Below are 17,159 nucleotides of genomic sequence, written 5' to 3' on the forward strand. Positions count from 1 at the left end.
CGACGATAAAACACCGTCGTTCCCGCGCAGGCGGGAACCCCTGCTGAATTCTCGAAGCCGGTCCGTTAAATGCACCGAGGTGCTTCCTACGTTCGGATTCCTGGAGCTCAGTATGGGTTCCCGCTTTCGCGGGAACGACGTTTTTGCGCGGACGACGTGCTTATCAGTGCAGCCCCTTCGGCTGAATCCACCCCATCTTGTACGAAAACAGCACGAGCAGGAACAGCGTGATCGACAGCCCGACCCGCATCGCCAGCGCCTGCACGGTACGGTTGCTGCGGCCCTTGTCGCGCATCAGGAAGAACAGGGCGGAGGCGAGGCTGCCGATGATGAGCACGAAGGCGATGGCGACGACGATTTTCATGGGCGGCCGGCGAGTTGGTTGTTAGGGTTATGCGAGTATTGTATGCGACTGCGCTTCCGATTTAGAACCATTCCTTTCCTGGCGACGCTCGTGCTCGTGGCGCTCGGGATTGCGCTCGGCAACTGGCAAGTGCGGCGCGCGGCGGAAAAGACGGCGCTGCAGGCCCGCCTCACGCAGCGCTCGGCGATGCCGCCCCTCGCGCTGGACGGGAAGCCGGTCGACCCAGCCGCCATCGAATATCGCCACGTCATTGTGACCGGGGAATTCGTCCCCAACTGGCCGCTGTTCCTCGACAACCGCCCGCACGAGGGCCGCACCGGATTCGTTTTGCTGATGCCGTTTAAAATAGCAGGATCCGACGCGGTCGTCCTCATCGCGCGCGGCTGGCTGTCGCGCGATCCGGCCGTGCACGACCGCGTGCCGCACGTGGCCACGCCGCCAGGGCGCACGACCGTCGAAGGCCGCGCCGTGCTGCATCCGGCGCGCGTGATGGAACTCGGCAAGGCGCCGCCGCCAGCGCCCGGCGCCATCGTGCAGAACGTCGACCCGGCCGGCTTCGCCCAGGCCAGCGGCCTGCGCGTGCTGCCCGTGCTGGTCGAGCAGACGAGCCCGGACGGCACTGAGCTCATCCGCACATGGCCCGCCCCGGCCATCGACGTCGACCGCCACAAGGGCTACGCGTTCCAGTGGTACGCGCTGGCGGCGATGGCCTTCCTATTTTTTGTGATAACAGGATTTCGAAGTGGAACCAAACAAGCCGGCTGACCCGGCAGTCAACCCGAACGGTGGCCGCAAGCGCAGCCGCCGCATGCTGTGGCTGGTGCTGGCCGTGTGCGCGGCGCCGATGCTCGCATCGTATTTCACCTATTACGTCATCAAGCCGCAGAAGCGCAACAACTATGGCACGCTGATCGACCAGCGCGCCCACCCGGTCCCGGCCATGGAGACGACCACGTTGGACGGCCGTCCGCAGGCGCTGGACCAGTTCAAGGGCAAGTGGGTGATGCTGATGACGGGACCGGGCGCGTGCCCGGATACGTGCCGGAAGCAGCTGTTCGCCATGCGCCAGCTGCGCCTGATGCAGGGCAAGGACGCCGACCGCATCGAACGCGTCTGGCTCATCACCGACAAGGAACCGCTCGACACCTTGATCATCCGCGAATACGACGGCACCCACATGCTGCGCGCCGACGCCGCGACGGTGGCGTCGTGGCTGCCGGCCGACGCGGGCACGACGCCGGCCGACCACATCTACCTGATCGACCCGCTGGGCCACCTGATGATGCGCTTCCCGAAGGATCCGCAGTTCCAGGAAGTGCGCAAGGTCTACAAGGACATCAACAAGCTGTTGAAGGCGTCGTCCGTCGGCTGAACACCATGGAAGTTTCCAATTTCGTATTGCTGGCCCTGACCGGCATCCTGGCGGCCAGCGTGCCGCTCGCGCTCGTGTGGACGGCGACCGGCACGAACAAATACCGCAAGCTGGCGTGGGTGATCGCGTTCTTCACGTTCGACCTGATCGTGTTCGGCGGTTTTACGCGCCTGACGGATTCCGGCCTCGGCTGCCCGGACTGGCCCGGCTGCTACGGCGAGGCGAATCCGTTCCTCGCGCACGAGCACATCGCCGCGGCCGAGGCGCTGATGCCCACCGGCCCCGTGACGAAAGTGAAAGCCTGGATCGAGATGATCCACCGCTTCCTCGCGATGGGCATCGGTTTCCTGATCATCGGCCTGATGGTCGCGTCGTGGCTGGAATGGCGCCGCGCGCGAGCGCGAGGGGTACGGCCCGCGCACGGTCCCGCGTTGCCGACCGTGCTGTTCTTGTGGGTATGCGTGCAGGGCGCGTTCGGCGCCTGGACCGTCACGATGAAACTGCAGCCGATCATCGTCACCTTGCACCTGCTGTTCGGCCTGACCCTGCTCGCGCTGGCCGTCTGGCTCGGTGGCCGCGAAGACACTCTGATGGCGCCGCCGCAGCCGGCCGCGCCCGTGACAGTATTGCGCCGCCTGCGTCCGCTGGCGTGGCTGGCGGGCGCCGTCCTGCTGCTGCAACTGGCGCTGGGCGGGTGGGTGAGTACCAATTACGCGACACTGGCGTGCAACGACTTCCCGCTCTGTCATGGACAAATTGTCCCAGAGATGGATTGGCAACATGGCTTCACGTTGTGGCGCGAGCTGGGCAAAACGGCCGCCGGCCACTATCTGCCGTTCTCCGCGCTGATGGCGATCCACTGGGTGCACCGCAACTTCGCGCTCGTGGTCGTCCTCGTGCTTGGCTACACGGCCTGGCGCGTGTGGCGTCTGCCGGGCCTGCACGGTACGGCGCGCAACCTCGCGCTGGTGCTGGCCGCCCAGACAACGACGGGCATCGCGACGGTCTTTTTGAACTTTCCGTTACCGATCGCCGTGCTCCACAATGCGGGGGCAGCGGGGCTCGTCGTTCTGGTGACCATGTTAAACTACAAGATACAGTATCAACTCGAGCTGGCGCTGCGCAGTCCACGACGTGAGGCCGCGACGTCCGCGAGCCATCCATGATTACGCAAACCGCCATTCACAAACCGCCCAGCCGGATCGCCCAGTACTGGGCGCTGACCAAGCCGCGCGTCACCCAGCTGGCCGTCTTCTGCGCCGTGATCGGCATGTTCCTCGCCACCGACGGCTTCCCCGGCTGGCACGTGCTCGTCTGGGGCACGGTCGGCATCTGGCTGCTGGCCGGCGCCGCCTTCGCCGTCAACTGCCTGATCGAGGCCGAAGTCGACGCCCGCATGGCCCGCACGGCGCGCCGCGCCACGGCGATGGGCGAGCTGTCGCCCACGCAGGTCCTGATTTTTTCCGCCATCATCGGCGGCGCCGGCATGGGCGTCCTGTACACGATGGTCAATCCGCTGACGATGTGGCTGACGTTCGTCACCTTCGTCGGCTATGCGCTGATCTACACGATCCTGCTCAAGCCGAACACGCCGCAGAACATCGTCATCGGCGGCCTCTCGGGCGCGATGCCGCCGGCGCTCGGCTGGGCCGCCGTCGCGGGCGAGGTGCCGATGCAGGCGTGGCTGCTCGTCTTGATCATCTTCGTCTGGACCCCGCCGCACTTCTGGGCGCTGGCGATGTACCGCCGCGACGACTACGTCCGCTCCGGCCTGCCGATGCTGCCCGTCACGCACGGCATGCAGTACACCGGCCAGCAGGTGTGGCTGTATTCCGTCGCGCTGGCCGCATGCACCTTGTTCCCGTACGCCGTCGGCATGAGCGGCGTCGTGTACCTGGCGGCGGCCATCGTGCTCAATGCGGTCTTCCTGCGCTACGGCTGGATGATCCACAAGCACTACAGCGACCAGGTCGCGCGCAAGGCCTTCGCCTGGTCCATCGTCTATCTGTCGCTGCTGTTCGCGGCGCTGCTCGTCGACCACTACGTGAAACAATACCTGCCTTTCTGATGATGAAAAAACTGCTGCCCGCTATCGTCGCCGCCTGCGCGCTGACCGTCTCCCTCGCCGCATGCGACAAGCTGCCGGGCAAGCAGCAGGTCTCCTTCCAGAACACCGACGTCACCGGCCTCGATTACGCGAAAGGCTTCGCGCTGACCGACCACACGGGCAAGCCGCGCACGCTGGCCGACTTCAAGGGCAAGGTCGTCGTCGTCTTTTTCGGCTACACGCAATGCCCGGACGTGTGCCCGACGACGATGGCGGAGATGGCGTCCGTGATGCAAAAACTGGGGCCGCTGGCCGACCAGGTGCAGGTCCTGTTCATCACCCTCGACCCCGAGCGCGACACCCAGCAGCTGCTGGCCAACTACGTGCCCGCGTTCGACAAGCGCTTCATCGGCCTGCGCGGCACGCCCGAGCAGACGGCGAAGGCGGCCAAGGAATTCAAGGTGTTCTACTCGAAGGTGCCGGGAACCAGCCCGGGCAGCTACACGATCGACCACACGGCCGGCAGCTACGTCTTCGACCGCGACGGCCGCCTGCGCCTGTTCATCCGCCACGGCCAGGGGCTTGACCCTATCGTGCACGATCTCCGTCAGCTATTATCCTGATGGACAAACGACCGGGACGAAACTACACGCGTGCCGGCGCGGTCATCCTTCTGACCATCGGCTGTCTCTACGTCCTGCAACCCTTCCTGGCCGCGATCCTGTTCGCGGCCGCCGTCGTCATCTCGTCCTGGCCGCTCTACCAGAAGCTCCTCCAACGCCTGCGCGGCCGGCGCACACCGGCCGCGCTGACGATGACGCTCTCCCTCACGCTGCTCGTGATCATCCCGCTGGCCCTCGTCGCGTATAACCTCGCGGACAATGTGGCGTCGTCGTTCGACCAGATCCGCGCCGCGCTGAACCAGGGCGAGTTGCTGCCGCCCGCGTGGGTCCGCGACATTCCGCTCGTCGGCGAGCAGCTCGACAACTACCTGCGCCAGCTCGTCGGCAGCCGCGAGCGCATGCTGGAACTCGCGCGGCGCATGGTCGAACCGGCGCGCCACGCGCTGCTCTCCGGCGCCATGATGCTGGGCGCCGGCGTCGCGCAGATGAGCCTCGCCGCGTTCGTCAGCTTCTTTTTCTACCGCGACGGCGTGGCGCTGATCGCCATCATCAAGGCCGCCATGCGCCGCATCATGGACGAGGAGGCGGAATCCGTCACGGAGATCGTCAGCCAGACCGTGCGCGGCGTGATGTACGGCCTGCTCGGCACCGCGCTGGCGCAGGCGCTCGTCGCCGCGCTCGGCTTCGCCATCGCGCGCGTGCCCGCGGTGCCGCTGCTGTCGGTGCTCGTGTTCGTGTCGTCCCTGATTCCCGTCGGGCCCCCGATCGTGTGGGGCGGGGCGGCGATCTGGCTGTTCGCGCAGGGCGAGACGGGATGGGGCGTCTTCATGCTCGTGTGGGGCTTCTTCCTGATCAGCGGCGTCGACAACGTCGTGCGCCCGATGCTGATCAGCCGCGGCTCCAGCCTGCCGTTCCTGCTGACGCTCCTCGGCGTGCTGGGCGGCGTGATCGCGTTCGGCTTCGTCGGCATGTTCATCGGGCCGACCCTGCTCGCGGTGGGGTACTCGCTGATGAGCGGGTGGACCCATACGCGCGATCCGATCGTGAAGCAGGACGGGGACCGGGTCTAGCGACCCTTCCACACGCGGCCGCCCAGCACCGCCAGCACGCCGAGTCCCGCCCACGCGAGACTGGACGCGGCCGTCGCATTGCCGTGAAAGCCGACGATGTCCGCCCACGCGCCGCGGCTCACGTTGACGCTCACGTACAGCGCGAACAGGAACAGCGCGAGGAAGGTGCGGGACGTCGAGGTCGTGCGGCCCAGCAGGCTCGCGAACGCGGCCAGCGCGAACACACCGCACAAGAGGGCGCAGGCGCGCAGCGGGGTCGCCACGGCCAGATGCAATGCGGCGACGCCCGTGAACATCAGCCCGAGCACGAGGCTGGCCAAGAACTGGCGCCAGTAGCGGCGAGTGGCGCCGCCCGGGACGGCCGCACCCATGCCCGCCAGCGCGGCGTCGCCGTCGCGAGTCGATACATCGCTCACCAGCACGCACCAGTACGCGACGCAGGCGAGCGTGAACGGCGCCAGCGCATCGGCGCCAAGGACGAGCGCGAGCACCTGGACCGCCAGCAGCAGGGCGAGCGCGCACGGCGATGCGGCCAGCGTGAGCGCGACGTCGGCCAGCGCCTGGCCCGCGATGCCTGGCACGCGCGCGGCCAGGCCGAACAGCGGAGCGATGAAGTGGGCCAGGGGACGCAGCCACCCGTCGACGACGGCCAGTGGCGAGCGCCGGGCGCGTGCTTTGCCGGGCTTGACGCGGTCGGGCGAAAAGCGGTGGAACAGCGGCAGCGCGAGCAGCAGCGGGATGAGCGCCAGCGCCGCCGTCAGGCAGCGCGCGGCGCCGAGCTGCCAGGTCCACGGCCACGTGGGCAGCACCGGCGGCGCCTTGTCGGCCTGGAAGTCTGCGATGCCGAGCATCAGGCTGTTGCTGATGTCGACGTGGGCCGCCAGGGCCGTGACGACGGCGCTCATGCCCGTGAAGTCGAGCGGAATGACTTGAGGCGTGCCGCCTTCCGTCACGGCGGGCAGCATGCCCATCTGCGCGACCCAGACGAAGAAGTACAGCAGGTCGCCCGCCTTGCCCATCAGCGGCGCCCACGCATCGAACAGGGTCGCGCAACTGGCCGTGAACAGGATCATCGGTCCGAGCACGAGCGCATAGGTCTGCACGTAGACGAGCGGTTCGATGGGACCGTCGCCGCGGACGGCGTGGCAGACGAGGACGGTCGCCATGAACACGCCGGCGAGGGCCGCCAGGTACAGCACGCCGCCGCACCAGCGCGCGACGACGAACAGGACGCCGCCGTGGCGGCTCGTGCCGATCACGGCCCCCGTACCGCTGCGCAGGTCTTCGGCCACGCGCCCGCGCAGCAGATAAAAGCCGGCCAGCGCGAACAGAAGCGTGGCCAGCGACGCGCTGCCCAGCGCCAGTGCGCTACTGGTGTACAGCACGCGCGCGCCGTGGACCACGATCAGCGCCCGCCCGTCGGCCGGGTCGGAGATCATCAGCCAGCTGAGCGCCACGACGGCGAACAGCGTGACGAGCGTGGACAGCCGCCGCAGGCGCACGCGGGTTTCCAGCAGCGCGAGCGTGCGCACGGTGTCGAAGGCGATATTCATGCCGCTTCCTTCACGGCGTAGCGCTGTGCCATTAGCGCGTCTTCCAGGCTCGGCTCGCACGGCTGCGCGCCCGTGCAGGGCGGCGTCGGATGCGCGATGCGCAGATTGACCCGCTCGCCCTGGCGCAAGGCCTGCAGCACGTGGGTCGTCGTCCGCAGGATCTCGTACTCGTCCGCGCCCACGCTGGCCGACCATACTTGGCCGCGCGCGCGGCCCAGGATCGCGTCCGGTGTGTCGCAGGCGACGAGTCGGCTGCTGCGCATGATCGCCAGTTGCCCGGCGATGCTTTCGACGTCGGACACGATGTGCGTGGAGATGATCACGAGTTTATTGAAACCCAGGTCGGCCAGCAGGTTGCGAAAGCGCAGGCGTTCTTCCGGATCGAGGCCGGCAGTCGATTCGTCGACGACGAGGATGTCCGGATCGTTCAGCAGCGCCTGCGCGATGCCGAGGCGGCGCAGCATGCCGCCCGAGAACGTGCTGGCCATACGGTGCGCCTGCTCGTGCAGGTTGACGAGTTCCAGCAGGCGGCGGATGCGGTTCGCATCGCGCACGCCTTTCAGCGCTGCGAAGTAGCGCATGAATTCGAGCGCCGTCACGTTGCGGTAGACGCCGAAGTCCTGCGGCAGATAGCCCAGCCGGTTGCGGATCGCGTCAGGCCTGGCGACGACGTCGGTGCCGTCGAACACGATGCGACCGCCGCTGGGTTTCGTGAGCGTGGCGATCATCTGCATCAGGGTCGTCTTGCCCGCGCCGTTGTGGCCGATCAGGCCGACGACGCCCGCATCGAGCCGCAGCGAGACGTCGTCGACGGCCGTGACGTTCTTGCCGAAGGTCTTGGTGACGTTGTGCAGTTCCAGCATGGCGGGCTTCCTGACAGTGGCAATGACGCTACTGTAGGCCCGTCCGGTCTACTTGGCGTCGGCCGTGCGATGGAATGCAGATTCGGTGGTATGAGTGGCGCCGTGAGTGCCGGTCCAGCGCGCCCGCAGGCGCATGAACGGCAGCTCGACGCAGCGGTACAGCAACCAGCCGCCCGCGATGCCCGCGGCCATGACGGCGACGACCGTGACCGGTGCGTCGACATCCACGTGCAGCCGCTCCAGCTGCGGGCGCAGCGCCATGAACACGGGCTTGTGCACGAGGTAGACGGCATACGACCACAGCGCGAGCTGCGGCGCGCCAGGGATGTCGAGGCGGTTCAGGATGCAGTGCGGCGCGAGGGCCGCGAGGGTCAGCAGGCCGAAGCCCAGCGCGGCCAGCGAGAAGCCGAATGTGGAGGTGACGAGCGTGGTCGGCCAGTCGAGGCGGATGCACGTGAGGACGCCGACGCTCATGGCGAGACCGGCGGCACACAGCGCGTTCGCGTGGCGCAGCAGCCGTGCGAATACCTGCGGATGGAAGTTGCGCAGCAGGGCGATGGCGACGCCGGGCAGCAGTTCGTCGGCGCGGCAGAAGCTCGAATAATAGACTTCGGCCATGAACGCATCGTGGCCGTGCAGCGCGAACGCCGCGGCGCGCGTGGCCATGCCCGCCGCGACGGCGCCGATAAGCAGCGCCCACGCCAGCCGGACAGGAAAGCCGATGCGGGCCAGCGCCAGCACGACGAGGGGCAGCAGCAGGTAGAACTGTTCCTCGATGCACAGCGACCAGGAATGCGTGAACGTCTGGCCGTACGCGAGGCCGAGGTTCTGCGTGAACGTGAGGAAGCGCCACGGCGCCGCCATGCTTGAGCCGCCGAGCGGCGGACCGGGGAACAACCAGTACACCGCGAGCACGACGTAGTAATTGGGCAGCGTGCGCAGCAGCCGGCGCACGAAGAACGCCTTCAGCGACAGGGCTTCGCCGCGCGCGGCGGGTGCCAGCAGCTGGTTGCCGATCAGGTAGCCGCTCAGCACGAAGAACAGGTCGACGCCGGCCCAGCCGACCTTGCCGACGACGCCGAACGTGGCCTGGCCGCTTACGAAGCCCGAGTAGTGGGTCATGAGGACGAGCACGATGGCGGCGGCGCGCAGCAGGTCGAGGCCGCGCAGGCGTGGAACGGAAGCGGATGCGTTCATGCGATGTTCGAAAGATGAGGTGGATGACTACGGCGGGCCAGCGCTTCCGTCAGCGCCGGCATGTAGGTGCGGCTCGCGCGCAGCAGCGTGCCGTCGCGCAGGCGCAGCAGGGCGTCGCGGTTGGTCAGCGCGCGCAGTTCGGCGATGACGTCCAGGCGGACGATGCTTGATCGGTGCACGCGCTGGAACCGGGCCGGATCGAGGCGCAGGGCCAGCGCCTGCAGGCGTTCGCGTACGAGCCAGGTCTTGCCGCCTGCGTGCAGGGTGGCGTAGTCGCCGTCGGCTTCGATGCGTTCCACGTCGGCCGCGTCGACGATGACCGTGCGCGTGCCGACGCGCACGGCGAAGCTGCGCGTCCACGCGGCGGGCGCGGCGCCGACGGGCCCGCGGTACGGCAAGGCCAGGCGCGCGCGGTCCAGCGCTTCGTCCAGGCGCTCGTCGTCGACGGGTTTCAACAGGTAGTCGAGGGCGGCCAGGTCGAACGCGCGCACGGCGAAATTGTCGTGGGCCGTGAGCAGGATCGTCATCGGCCGCTGCGCGCGGGGCAGGGCGGCGAGCAGATCGAGGCCGCTCTTGCCCGGCATCTCGACGTCGACGAAGACGAGGTCGGGGCGGACGGCCGGGAGTCCGGCGGCGGCCGTGTCGCCGTCGCCGAATTCCGCGACGACGTCCATGTCCGCGTGGCGCGCCAGCCGGACCTTCACGGCCAGCCGGGCCAGCGGTTCGTCGTCGACGATCGCCACGCGCATCATGCGGCCATCCGCAGCGGCAGCGTCAGGCTCACGTGGAAACGGCCGTCGTCGCGCCAGCCCGCGTCGACGCGCTGGGCGTCGCCGTACAGGTGGCGCAGGCGTCCGGCCACGTTGGCGAGGCCGATGCCGCCTTCCTGGACCGCCGGCCGGGCGCCGTCGTTGCGCACGTCGACGCGCAGGTCGCCGTCGGCACGCGCGACGCGGATGTCGATGCGGCCGGGCGCCGTCAGCGGCGCGATGCCGTGGCGGACCGCGTTCTCGACGAGTGGCTGCAGCATCAGGTAGGGAACGAACGCGTCGAGCAGCTCCGGCCCCGCGTTCATCGTCAGTTGCAGGCGCTCGCCCAGGCGCGCCTTTTCGATGTCGAGGTAGGCTTCCGTGAGTGCCAGTTCCTCGGCCAGCGTGTGTTCGTGGCGGCCGTCGTGCGCCAGCGTGGCGCGCAGAAAATCGGACACGCGGGCGAGCATGCGGTTGGCGTCGCGGTTGGCGCCGGCCGCGACGAGCGCCGAGACCGCGTTCAGCGTATTGAACAGGAAGTGCGGATTGACCTGCAGGCGCAGCGCGCGCAGCTCGGCGTCGCGCGCATCCGCGAGCGCCTGCGCGAGGCGCAGGCGGGTGCGCTGCAGCGACAGGTAGTACACGGCCACCGCGTGCATGGCGCAGAACGCGACCAGCGCGAGCCAGCAGCCGTCCAGGCCCCGCACCAGATCGCCCCAGTGGTAGCCCGTCTCCAGCCCGAGCGCGATGGCCAGCCGCTGGCCCAGCATCGCGTTCGCGACCGACATCGCATACGAGGCGCCCAGCAGGACGAGGGTCATCGTCCACCAGGCGCGGCCCTGGCGCCACAGGGCGCGCTGCAGCAGGACCAGCGGTACGGTCCAGGCGGCGCAGGCGACGAAGAACAGTGCCCGGAACGTGGCCGCATGGCCGTGGCCGATGGCCGGCAGGCCGAGGATGGTCATGCAGGCGAACACCGGCAGCGCGGCGAGGACGGGGACGAGCAGTGGGGTGTCTTCTTTCACGGCAGTAGCGGGCACGGAGAATCGGTCATTCTAGCCCGCGTCAGCGGTCGACGGAATACAGCATCGCCTGAATTTTCCAGCCGTCGTCGGCGCGCACGAGCTGCCACGTCTCGCTGCCGCGGTTCGTGACCTTGCCGTCGACGAGGAAGTCGAAGTCGAACCACACCGAGGCGACGGCGCCGTTGGTGTCGATCCGCACGTCGTAAAAGCGTTCCTCGATCGGCTTGGCGCTGTGCTGCACGAAGTCGGCGAACTTCTGCCACGTCGACGGCATCAGCTTTTTCGCGGCCGGATTGCGGGCCTTCGCGTCGGCGTATGCCGCGTCGTCGAGCACGGACAGCCAGCTGCCGCCGTCCTGCACGAACAGCGACCCGAGCGTCTTGCCGTCGCGGGCGACGATGGCGGACTGGAACTGGTGCACGACCTGCCGGATGGCGTCGGTGTCGGTGTCGGCGGCGGCGGCGTGGGCCGGTGCGGCGAGGCAGGCGGCAAGGATGATAGCCAGAAGAGTGCGCATGACGGTCTCCGAAGTGGAAAGACGCCACGATAGGATCGCCATGCGCGCGGGTCCAGCACGTTGCGCCGGACCGTGCACGCCCTGCTGCGAACCGGTGACGGCGCTCGCACGGGCGGTGTGATCAACCCTGCGCGGCCGCCAGCAGCGCATCCGCTTCCGCGGCCCGGCGCGCGGCCGGACGCGAACCGACGCGGTCGATGTACGCCATGACCTCGGGCAGTTCCGGCACGAGCTTGAACATCGTGATCCAGCCGAGGGCCGTACCCCACAGGATGTCGGCGGCGGAGAAGCGCTCGCCCAGCAGGTATGGGCCGGCGCGCAGCTGGGCCGTCAACGTGGCCAGCATGGTGTCGTAGTCGCCGTACGGGCACATGATCGGCGGCGCGGGCTCGCGCTTCATGGCCAGGTCGTTGATCGCCGGCTCGAACGACGAGCCGTAGAACGCCAGCCAGCGCAGGTATGGGCCGCGCAGCGGATCGCCGAGTGCCGGCGCGAGGCCCGCTTCCGGGAACAGGTCGGCCAGGTAGATGAAGACGGCAGGCTGCTCCGTGACGAGGGCGTCGCCATGGCGGATGGCGGGGACCTTGCCCATCGGGTTGATGGCCAGATAGTCCGGCGCGCGCTGCTCGTTTTTCTTTAGATTCAGCACGTGCAGTTCGTACGGCGCGCCGAGTTCTTCGAGCAGGACGCGGGCCGCGCCGGAGCGGGAGTTTGGAGCGTGGAACAAGGTCAGGTTCATGGGATCCTCGTGATGGCAAAGAGGTTCCAGTGTGGACGATGGATCGTTCACCGTCTTGGAAAAACGCGCGCTAAAATGGTCCGATGAACACGCCACCCACCGTCACGGACCGCGCCAAGGGCGTCGTCGCCCCGGCGCTCGCCGGCAAGATGTTCCGCCTCGGACGCTACCTGCCGCAGCCCGACCTGGCGCCTTTCCTCGACCATTACTGGGTCGTCGAATGGGACTTGCAGGGCCGGCCCCCGTACACGCAGCGCACCTTGCCTTATCCGTGCGTGCACGTCGTGTTCGACCGCGCCCGCACCGGCATCTGGGGGCTGACGACGGGCCCGTTCGATTACGAGTTGAAAGGGGCGGGCAAGGTATGCGGCCTGCGCTTCCGGCCCGGTGCCTTCCACGCCTTTCTCGGCCGGCCGCTGCACACGATCACGGACCAGGTGCTGCCGTTGTCCGCCGTCTTCCCGTGGGATGAGGCGGCGGCGCAGGACGCCGTGCTGGACACGCCGGATGACGCCGCGATGATCGAGGCGGCGGGCGCGCTGCTGCGCCCCCATCTGCCCGCGCCCGATACGCAGGTGGACCGGATCGCGGCCATCCTGCGGGCGGTGGAGTCGACGCCCGGCCTGACGCAGGTGGAGGCGCTGGCCGAGCAGGCGCGCATGAGCGTGCGCAGCCTGCAGCAGCTGTTCAGCGAGTATGTGGGCGTGAGCCCGAAATGGGTGATCCGGCGTTTCCGCCTGCACGAGGCGGCGGACCGCCTGGCGCAGGGTGACGACCTCGATTTGGCCGAGCTCGCGCAGAATCTCGGTTATTTCGACCAGGCCCACTTCACGTCGGATTTCCGCAGACTCGTGGGGAAGTCGCCGGGGCGGTATCGGGAGGAAGCGCGGCGGGCGGCGGCCACTTAATCGAGATCGTCCTCGTCGGCTCCACGCTCCAGCTGCGGAATCACTTTCACGAGCAGGATGCGCGGCCCGTTGGTCTTCTTGACGACGACGTCGAACTTCGGAAACTCGATGCGCTGCCCCTGCTTGGGAATGTCCCCCAACTTGGCCATCAGCAGGCCGCCGACGGATTCGACTTCGTCCAGGCCCATCTCTTCGTTGTTGATGTCGATGCCGAGCACGCGTTCGAGCGAGACGATCGGCAGGCTCGCCTTGCCGATGAACGTACCGTCGCCCTGCGGCAGCCAGTCGTTTTCGTTGAGGCGGAATTCGTCGCGGATCTCGCCGACGATGGCGCCCAAGAGGTTGTCTAGCGTGATGAAGCCGACAGGGCGCTTGCCCTTTTCGCCGATCAGCGCGAAGTGCGGGGCGCCGCCGCGGAAACGGCGGAACAGTTCGATCGCGGGCGTGCGCGCCGAGATCAGGTCGACGGGGCGCAGGTATTCCGTCAGGTCGTCGACGTGCTTGCCGGACTGCTCGGCGAAGAACAGATCCTTCAAGTGGATCACGCCCAGCACTTCCTCGCCGTCCTCGTCGAAATAGGGGTAGCGCGAGAAGCGGTTGCGGCGCATCGTGTCGAGGTTCTGTTCGAGCGTACGGCTCGCGTACAGCGCGCTCACCTCGTTAATGGGCCGCATCAGGTCGGACACCGTGTGCTGCGAAAACTCCAGCGACTGCGCGAGGATGTGACGCTCGTCGTGCGTGAAGCGCTCGCCCGGCGTGCCCGTGTTGGCGCGCAGGATGATCTTCAGTTCGTCGTTCGAATAATGCGTCTCGTGGCTGCCCACGCCGGACAGGCCCGCGATGCGCAGCACGAGATTCGCGCTTTCGTTCAGGAGCCAGATGGCCGGGTACATGGCCCAGTAAAAGCCGTACAGCGGCACGGCGCTCCACAGGCCCACCGCTTCCGGCACGCGGATCGCCAGCGACTTCGGCGCCAGCTCGCCCACGACGATGTGCAGGAACGAGATCACGCTGAACGCCACGACGAACGACACGCCGTGGATGATCTGGGGACTGGTCACGCCGACCAGCGCGAACACGGGTTCCAGCAGGTTGGCGAAGGCAGGCTCGCCGACCCAGCCCAGGCCCAGCGACGCGAGCGTGATGCCCAGCTGGCAGGCGGAAAGATAGGCGTCCAGCTGGCTGTGGACCTTGAACAGGATGCGTCCGCGCAGGCCGCCCGTCTTGGCGATGGCGCGTACACGGGTCTTGCGCAGGGTGACGATGCCGAATTCGGCCGCCACGAAAAAGCCGTTCAGGGCCACCAGCAGCAGGGCGAGAACGACGAGTAATACATTTTGCATAAACAGTATGTTCGATCTAAAGGCGGAAGCCGAGCTGCATTGTAACGGTCAGGCCGCCGCCGCGTTTTTTTGCGACGCCGCGAGGATGGCCTCGACCGCCGGATGCATGATCTTGCGGTCGCTCGAGATCATGTAGAACTGTTCGCGCACGCTCGGCACCGATCCCACGCGCACGGCCCCGAATTGCTCGGCCACGTCGTCCGCCAGCGCGGCCGGCGCGAAGAACAGGCCGAGGCCGCGCCGCCCGAACGTGTTGAGCAGGGCGTTGTCCTCGAACTCCCCGACCACGTCCGGCCGCACGTGGTGCTGCACGAACCATTCGTCGATCTTGCCGCGCAGGGCATTATTACGTGCCGGCAGCAGGAAGGGCGCGCCGTTCAGATTCTGCGGGAAGCCGTCGCCCGCGCCGCCGTAGCGCTGCGCGAGCACGGGCGTGCCCACGACCACCATCTCGCTGTCGAACAGCTGGTGGCTGAACACCTTCAATGTCGCGCCGGCGCGCACCTCGCGGTCCGTCAGCACGACGTCCAGCTTGTGCAGGGCGAGGTCGGCCAGCAGGGCCTCGAACTGGTCTTCGTAGCAGACGATGCGCACCGGCCGGTCCATGCGCGTGACCGCCTCCAGCATGCGGTACGCGGACAGCTTCGGCAGCGAGTCCGAGATGCCCACCGTGAGGCGGGTGCGGCCGCTGTCGAATTCATTCAACGCTTCCTGCATCTGCTCGCCCAGCAAAAAGATCTGGTCGGCATAGCCCAGCGCCAGCCGGCCCGCCTCCGTCAGCACGAGGCGCCGCCCCTGCTGCGCGAACAGCGTCTTGCCCAGCGATTGTTCGAGCAACGCGAGCTGCGAACTGACCGTCTGCACGGCGAGTCCGAGGCGCTCGGCGGCGCGTGTGATGCCGCCTTCGTTGGCCACGACCCAGAAGTAATACAGGTGCCGGAAGTTGATGTCGGTTTTCATTATCACGTGAATAACGCAGGTTTTTGCGAAGTAATTCTCAAGTTATCTTCGCTTTTTTGATTGGATCATCACCCCTACACTGCGCCTTGTCAACAACATACATCCCGGAAGGGGAGAAGAATGAAGCATTTCCGAGTGTCATTCATCGTCACGGCCTTGTGCCTGCTGGGCTCGGCCTGGTGGGGCTATGAACATGCCGGCGTGGCCGGCGCGCTGACCGCGATGGGCATCGCCGCGATCCTGGCGGTGATGGAAGTGTCGCTGTCGTTCGACAACGCGGTGGTCAACGCGTCCGTGCTGAAGACCTGGGATCCGTTCTGGAAAAAGCTGTTCCTGGGCGTGGGCATCATCATCGCCGTGTTCGGCATGCGCCTGTTGTTCCCGCTCGTGATCGTCGCGGTGGCGGCCGACCTGGGCCTGATGGACGTGTGGAACATGGCGCTGCAGGATCCGAAGCAGTACTCGATGCACCTGACGAACCACCACGCGGAAGTGGCGGCGTTCGGCGGCATGTTCCTGCTGCTGGTCTTCCTGAACTTCCTGTTCGATGAAGAGAAGGAGCATCACTGGCTCGGCCATCTCGAAGAGAAGCTCGGATCGCTCGGCAAGGTGTCGTCGATCTCCGTGATGATCGCGATCGGCGCGCTGATGGCCAGCCTGTCGCTGGTGCCGGAAGCGCAGAAGATGGTCGTGCTGATGTCGGGCCTGTGGGGCATCCTGATCTACGTCGGCGTGGACGTGCTGTCGAACATGCTCGAGAAGTCGGAAGAGGGCGGCGGCGACGTCGGCGAGATGGTCAAGCGCGGCGGCATCGGCGGATTCCTGTACCTGGAAGTGCTGGATGCGTCGTTCAGCTTCGACGGCGTGATCGGCGCCTTCGCGATCACCAACGACGTCGTGATCATCATGCTGGGCCTCGCCATCGGCGCGATGTTCGTGCGTTCGCTGACGGTGTATCTGGTGGAGAAGGGCACGCTCGACCAGTTCGTGTATCTGGAACACGGCGCCCACTACGCGATCGGCATCCTGGCCCTGATCATGCTGGCCAGTATGAAGTTCCACGTGCCGGAGCTCGTGACGGGTCTTGCGGGTGTCGCCTTCATCGGTGCCTCGGTGTGGTCGTCGATCCGGTATCGCAAGAAGCAGGAAGCGTTGGGTACGCATAAAGAGCAGTTGGTCGAGGCGTAATTGAAGACGTACTTTTAAAACTCTGAAGGAGAACCATCATGGCAATCAGCTTGCAAAAAGGCGGTAACGTCAATCTGTCGAAAGAAGCGCCGGGCCTGTCCAGCCTGAAACTGGGCCTCGGCTGGGACGTCCGTGCCACCGACGGCGCCGCGTTCGACCTGGACGGCGTCGCGTTCCTGCTGAACCAGTCGGGCAAGGTCCGCTCGGATGCCGACTTCATCTTCTACAACAACGCCAGGTCGGCCGACGGCTCGGTCGTGCACTCGGGCGACAACCGCACCGGTGCCGGCGAGGGCGACGATGAGACGATCAGCATCGATCTCTCCAAAGTGCCGGCCGATGTCGACCGCGTGGTGCTGGCCGTGACCATCCACGAAGGTGATGTCCGCCGCCAGAACTTCGGCCAGGTGAGCCGCGCGTTCATCCGCTGCGTGAATGCCGCGAACGACAGCGAGATCGCCCGCTACGACCTGTCCGAAGACGGTTCGACCGAATCGGCCATGATCTTTGGCGAGGTGTATCGTAACGGCGCGGACTGGAAGTTCCGCGCGGTGGGCCAGGGTTTCAACGGCGGCCTCGGCCCCCTTGCCAAGAACTATGGCGTGAACGTCTAACCCTCGCCGTCCTGAAAGGAAGCCAGC

The 17,159-nt window shown here is 67.1% G+C and carries 19 protein-coding genes; 9 read left to right on the top strand and 10 right to left on the bottom strand.

Annotated features, from left to right (window positions below; genetic code table 11):
- Positions 1-163 precede the first annotated feature (163 nt).
- Complete coding sequence (locus tag BVG12_RS24720; protein ID WP_075794699.1) at positions 164-364, bottom strand: twin transmembrane helix small protein; 201 nt, start codon at positions 362-364, stop codon at positions 164-166.
- A 42-nt stretch (positions 365-406) separates the two neighbouring features.
- Between BVG12_RS24720 and BVG12_RS24725 the strand changes: the two genes are divergently transcribed.
- Genes BVG12_RS24725 through BVG12_RS24750 form a run of 6 tightly spaced genes read left to right on the top strand, consistent with a single transcriptional unit; the run spans position 407 to position 5,476 of the window.
- Positions 407-1,129, top strand: a complete 723-nt coding sequence (locus BVG12_RS24725; protein ID WP_075794700.1) for an SURF1 family protein — start codon at positions 407-409, stop codon at positions 1,127-1,129.
- On the top strand, positions 1,107-1,736 hold the full coding sequence (locus BVG12_RS24730) for an SCO family protein (RefSeq protein ID WP_370662813.1): 630 nt from the start codon (positions 1,107-1,109) through the stop codon (positions 1,734-1,736). The genes BVG12_RS24725 and BVG12_RS24730 overlap by 23 nt, the downstream gene beginning before the upstream one ends.
- Before the next feature lie 5 nt (positions 1,737-1,741).
- On the top strand, positions 1,742-2,902 hold the full coding sequence (locus BVG12_RS24735) for a COX15/CtaA family protein (RefSeq protein ID WP_075794701.1): 1,161 nt from the start codon (positions 1,742-1,744) through the stop codon (positions 2,900-2,902).
- On the top strand, positions 2,899-3,804 hold the full coding sequence (gene cyoE / locus BVG12_RS24740; RefSeq protein ID WP_075794702.1) for a heme o synthase: 906 nt from the start codon (positions 2,899-2,901) through the stop codon (positions 3,802-3,804). The genes BVG12_RS24735 and cyoE overlap by 4 nt, the downstream gene beginning before the upstream one ends.
- Before the next feature lie 2 nt (positions 3,805-3,806).
- Complete coding sequence (locus tag BVG12_RS24745; protein WP_075796546.1) at positions 3,807-4,406, top strand: SCO family protein; 600 nt, start codon at positions 3,807-3,809, stop codon at positions 4,404-4,406.
- Positions 4,406-5,476, top strand: coding sequence for an AI-2E family transporter (locus BVG12_RS24750; protein ID WP_075794703.1), 1,071 nt, complete (start codon positions 4,406-4,408; stop codon positions 5,474-5,476). Before BVG12_RS24745 ends, BVG12_RS24750 begins: the two co-directional genes overlap by 1 nt.
- Here BVG12_RS24750 and BVG12_RS24755 read toward each other — a convergent pair.
- The 7 genes from BVG12_RS24755 to BVG12_RS24785 form a co-directional block, all read right to left on the bottom strand.
- Positions 5,473-7,029, bottom strand: coding sequence for a hypothetical protein (locus BVG12_RS24755; protein ID WP_075794704.1), 1,557 nt, complete (start codon positions 7,027-7,029; stop codon positions 5,473-5,475). The two genes, BVG12_RS24750 and BVG12_RS24755, sit on opposite strands and share 4 nt — an antisense overlap.
- On the bottom strand, positions 7,026-7,892 hold the full coding sequence (locus BVG12_RS24760) for an ABC transporter ATP-binding protein (RefSeq protein ID WP_075794705.1): 867 nt from the start codon (positions 7,890-7,892) through the stop codon (positions 7,026-7,028). The genes BVG12_RS24755 and BVG12_RS24760 overlap by 4 nt, the downstream gene beginning before the upstream one ends.
- A 48-nt stretch (positions 7,893-7,940) precedes the next feature.
- Complete coding sequence (locus BVG12_RS24765; protein WP_075794706.1) at positions 7,941-9,089, bottom strand: acyltransferase family protein; 1,149 nt, start codon at positions 9,087-9,089, stop codon at positions 7,941-7,943.
- Positions 9,086-9,841: a LytR/AlgR family response regulator transcription factor gene (locus tag BVG12_RS24770; RefSeq protein WP_075794707.1), complete on the bottom strand. Its 756-nt coding sequence runs from the start codon at positions 9,839-9,841 to the stop codon at positions 9,086-9,088. Before BVG12_RS24770 ends, BVG12_RS24765 begins: the two co-directional genes overlap by 4 nt.
- A complete protein-coding gene (locus BVG12_RS24775; RefSeq protein WP_229503710.1) occupies positions 9,838-10,863 on the bottom strand; it encodes a sensor histidine kinase in 1,026 nt (341 codons plus the stop codon). The genes BVG12_RS24770 and BVG12_RS24775 overlap by 4 nt, the downstream gene beginning before the upstream one ends.
- A 40-nt stretch (positions 10,864-10,903) precedes the next feature.
- Positions 10,904-11,380: a nuclear transport factor 2 family protein gene (locus tag BVG12_RS24780; RefSeq protein WP_075794708.1), complete on the bottom strand. Its 477-nt coding sequence runs from the start codon at positions 11,378-11,380 to the stop codon at positions 10,904-10,906.
- Between the two features lie 121 nt (positions 11,381-11,501).
- Positions 11,502-12,119 carry a glutathione S-transferase family protein gene (locus BVG12_RS24785; protein WP_075794709.1) on the bottom strand — a complete coding sequence of 206 codons (618 nt, stop codon included), beginning with the start codon at positions 12,117-12,119 and terminating at the stop codon, positions 11,502-11,504.
- An 83-nt stretch (positions 12,120-12,202) separates the two neighbouring features.
- Between BVG12_RS24785 and BVG12_RS24790 the strand changes: the two genes are divergently transcribed.
- Entirely contained in the window at positions 12,203-13,027 is an 825-nt protein-coding gene (locus BVG12_RS24790; protein ID WP_075794710.1) for a helix-turn-helix domain-containing protein, read from the top strand.
- Here BVG12_RS24790 and BVG12_RS24795 read toward each other — a convergent pair.
- On the bottom strand, positions 13,024-14,370 hold the full coding sequence (locus BVG12_RS24795; protein ID WP_075794711.1) for a hemolysin family protein: 1,347 nt from the start codon (positions 14,368-14,370) through the stop codon (positions 13,024-13,026). The genes BVG12_RS24790 and BVG12_RS24795 overlap by 4 nt on opposite strands.
- Positions 14,371-14,418: 48 nt before the next feature.
- A complete protein-coding gene (locus tag BVG12_RS24800; protein ID WP_075794712.1) occupies positions 14,419-15,330 on the bottom strand; it encodes a LysR family transcriptional regulator in 912 nt (303 codons plus the stop codon).
- Between the two features lie 120 nt (positions 15,331-15,450).
- Between BVG12_RS24800 and BVG12_RS24805 the strand changes: the two genes are divergently transcribed.
- Both BVG12_RS24805 and BVG12_RS24810 read left to right on the top strand, forming a co-directional pair.
- On the top strand, positions 15,451-16,518 hold the full coding sequence (locus BVG12_RS24805) for a DUF475 domain-containing protein (protein ID WP_075794713.1): 1,068 nt from the start codon (positions 15,451-15,453) through the stop codon (positions 16,516-16,518).
- Between the two features lie 38 nt (positions 16,519-16,556).
- Complete coding sequence (locus tag BVG12_RS24810; protein ID WP_075794714.1) at positions 16,557-17,132, top strand: TerD family protein; 576 nt, start codon at positions 16,557-16,559, stop codon at positions 17,130-17,132.
- The last annotated feature ends 27 nt before the right edge of the window (positions 17,133-17,159 follow it).

The organism is Massilia putida (assembly GCF_001941825.1).
In the GTDB taxonomy this organism is placed as follows: domain Bacteria; phylum Pseudomonadota; class Gammaproteobacteria; order Burkholderiales; family Burkholderiaceae_D; genus Telluria; species Telluria putida.